The following is a 2,416-nucleotide window of genomic DNA, read 5'->3' as shown; positions in this document are numbered from 1 at the left end:
GCAGGCTGAAGCCAGCGCCCCTCATATCAAGCTGCGCTTGATGGCTGCCGCTTCTAACTTCGCGTTTAACTGTGACTCATACGAAATACCTCCTAGCTTTTTATCGATATCAATGAAAATTACGACACATCTTTTCGGGGCGCTGACTTTAGTCTGCAGTGTTTTATTTTATGTGTTGATCTTTAGTATTTTGAATTGTGTACTAGTTCGCTTTGCTTACGTAATGAATCGTCATATGCGATATCTCGCATACTGGCAGACTAAAGCCAGCGCCCCTCATATCAAGCTGCGCTTGATGGCTGCCGCTACTAACTTCGTGTTTAACTATGACTCATACGAAACACCTTCTGGCTTTTTATCGATATCAATGAAAGCTACGACACATCTTTTTGGGGCGCTGGCTTCAGCCTGCTTGTTTTATTTTGTGTGTGTTGACTTTGGGGTTATTGATTTGTAATTGAAAAAAACTAAAAAACTAAAAAACTAAAAAACTAAAAAACTAAAAAACTAAAAAACTAAAAGCCAACACAAAAAGATCTGCAGGCTAAAGCCAGCGCCCCGGATATCAAGCTGCGCTTGATAGCTATCGCTATTTTTTGTGTTTGTTTGCATGTATTACGAAGAATCTTCTGGCTTTGTTACTTATGTTTTTGATAAATATTACGACACATTTATTGAGTTTTATCGATATCAATGAAAGCTACGACACATCTTTTCGGGGCGCTGACTTTAGTCTGCAGTGTTTTATTTTGTGTGTTGATTTTAATTTTTAGCGTTCTGATGTTGTGTATTTCGCTTCGCTTACGTAATGAATCGTCATATGCGATATCTCGCATTCTGGCAGACTAAAGCCAGCGGCCCTCATATCAAGCTTCTCATTTGTGTTTATTTCTTAATTTAACGAAACAATTGTAGTTTTATTATTTATATTATCTATAAAAGTTACGAAGCATGTTTTGACCTTGGGGCGCTGGGCGAATTAGGTGAGAGCCTAGTATTATGAGCGGAAGAGCCCTGTGATTCCTTTTTTTAGCCTGCTTCTTTTAGTTTTATGTGTAGGTGTTAATTGATTTCTCTAATTGCCATTAGATTGATGATAAATAGAGTCCTTTAGTCTTGTTTTTATTGTGCTTCTACTTCAATATACTGGCACGAAATTTCATTCATAAAGGAAGTACCTCATGACAACTAAAACAATTATTAATACTGAAAAAGCGCCTGCGGCAATTGGTCCTTATTCACAAGCTAATCAATTAGGTAATTTAGTATTCACTTCTGGTCAAATCCCATTAGATCCTGTTTCAATGGAAGTTGTTGCTGGTGGCGTTACTGAGCAAGCTGAGCAAGTAATGAAAAACTTAATGGCTGTATTAGAAGAAGCGGGTGCTTCTGCAAAGACTGTTGTTAAAACAACTTGTTTCATTAAAGATATGAATGACTTTGTTGCTTTTAATGAAGTTTACGGTAAGTACTTTGCTGAATTAGCACCTGCTCGTTCATGCATCGAAGTTGCACGTTTACCAAAAGACGTATTAGTTGAAGTTGAAGCTGTTGCTTACACTGCTTAAAGGCTAATTATGTCTGACTCTCAGGATATTAAATTTTCTTTGCTAGTAACGGGTAATCCAGCGAGCGATCAAAGTGCGTCGACGGCGTTACAGTTTTGCGAGGCTGCCTTATCTGCTGGGCATCATATTTCAGGTGTATTTTTTTACTTGGATGGTGTGTTAACTGCAAGTCATTTAATTAGTCCTGCCAGCGATGAGGTGAATTTGCCTGATCGCTGGGCTGCTTTAGCAACCCAATATAACTTTCCATTAGAAGTTTGTGTCTCAGCCTCTTTACGTCGCGGTATTGTTAATGAGACTGAAGCTATGCAGTTAGATTTACAGCATTACAACCTTAAAGCACCGTTTGTGTTGAGTGGGTTAGGGCAGTTGGCTGAATTATCTGCTAGTTGTGACCGACTAATACAGTTTTAAGGGACGTTATATGGAAAAGAAAATTGGTATTGTTAATCGCCAAGCGCCACATGGTCGCAGCGATGCGCGTGAAGCGTTAGATTTAACGTTAGCGTTATCGGCTTATAATGAGTCGCTTAGTGTTTTTTTTATAGGTGATGGGGTTTATCAGTTATTAAAAAAGCATCAAGCCAGTCGTATTTTACAAAAAGACTTTCAACCTATGTTGAAGATGTTTGAGCTCTACGATATTGAACAGGTTTATATTTGTGCCAATTCGCTTGCCCAACGTAATATTTCAGTAGAACAATTAGTTATTAAAACTGAGTTATTAAGTACTGAAGAGATTAAGCAGTACCTCGCTGAACAAGATCAATTAATGAGTTTTTAAATGATATTACATACGGTTAGTCGTTCTCCTTTTAGTTCTTTTGCATTATCTGACTGTATTAAGC

At 38.0% G+C, this 2,416-nt stretch carries 4 protein-coding genes; all 4 read left to right on the top strand.

All coding sequences use genetic code 11. The annotated features are described in order from the left end of the window. Positions 1 to 457 (top strand): hypothetical protein (locus V5290_RS17105; RefSeq protein ID WP_333388671.1); only part of this gene is annotated, 457 nt, incomplete at its 5' end. Between the two features lie 724 nt (positions 458 to 1,181). Continuing rightward, on the top strand, positions 1,182 to 1,568 hold the full coding sequence (locus tag V5290_RS17100; protein WP_333388668.1) for a RidA family protein: 387 nt from the start codon (positions 1,182 to 1,184) through the stop codon (positions 1,566 to 1,568). 9 nt (positions 1,569 to 1,577) lie between these two features. Further along, positions 1,578 to 1,982 carry a sulfurtransferase complex subunit TusD gene (gene tusD, locus V5290_RS17095; RefSeq protein WP_333388665.1) on the top strand — a complete coding sequence of 135 codons (405 nt, stop codon included), beginning with the start codon at positions 1,578 to 1,580 and terminating at the stop codon, positions 1,980 to 1,982. A gap of 10 nt (positions 1,983 to 1,992) precedes the next feature. After that, positions 1,993 to 2,352: a sulfurtransferase complex subunit TusC gene (gene tusC, locus V5290_RS17090; RefSeq protein WP_333388661.1), complete on the top strand. Its 360-nt coding sequence runs from the start codon at positions 1,993 to 1,995 to the stop codon at positions 2,350 to 2,352. Positions 2,353 to 2,416 lie beyond the last annotated feature (64 nt).

The sequence above is a fragment of the Psychromonas arctica genome (assembly GCF_036697365.1).
Lineage (GTDB): Bacteria > Pseudomonadota > Gammaproteobacteria > Enterobacterales > Psychromonadaceae > Psychromonas > Psychromonas arctica_A.
Note: the sequence above shows the minus strand (reverse complement) of the source record. Positions and strands in the feature narration are given on the sequence as shown.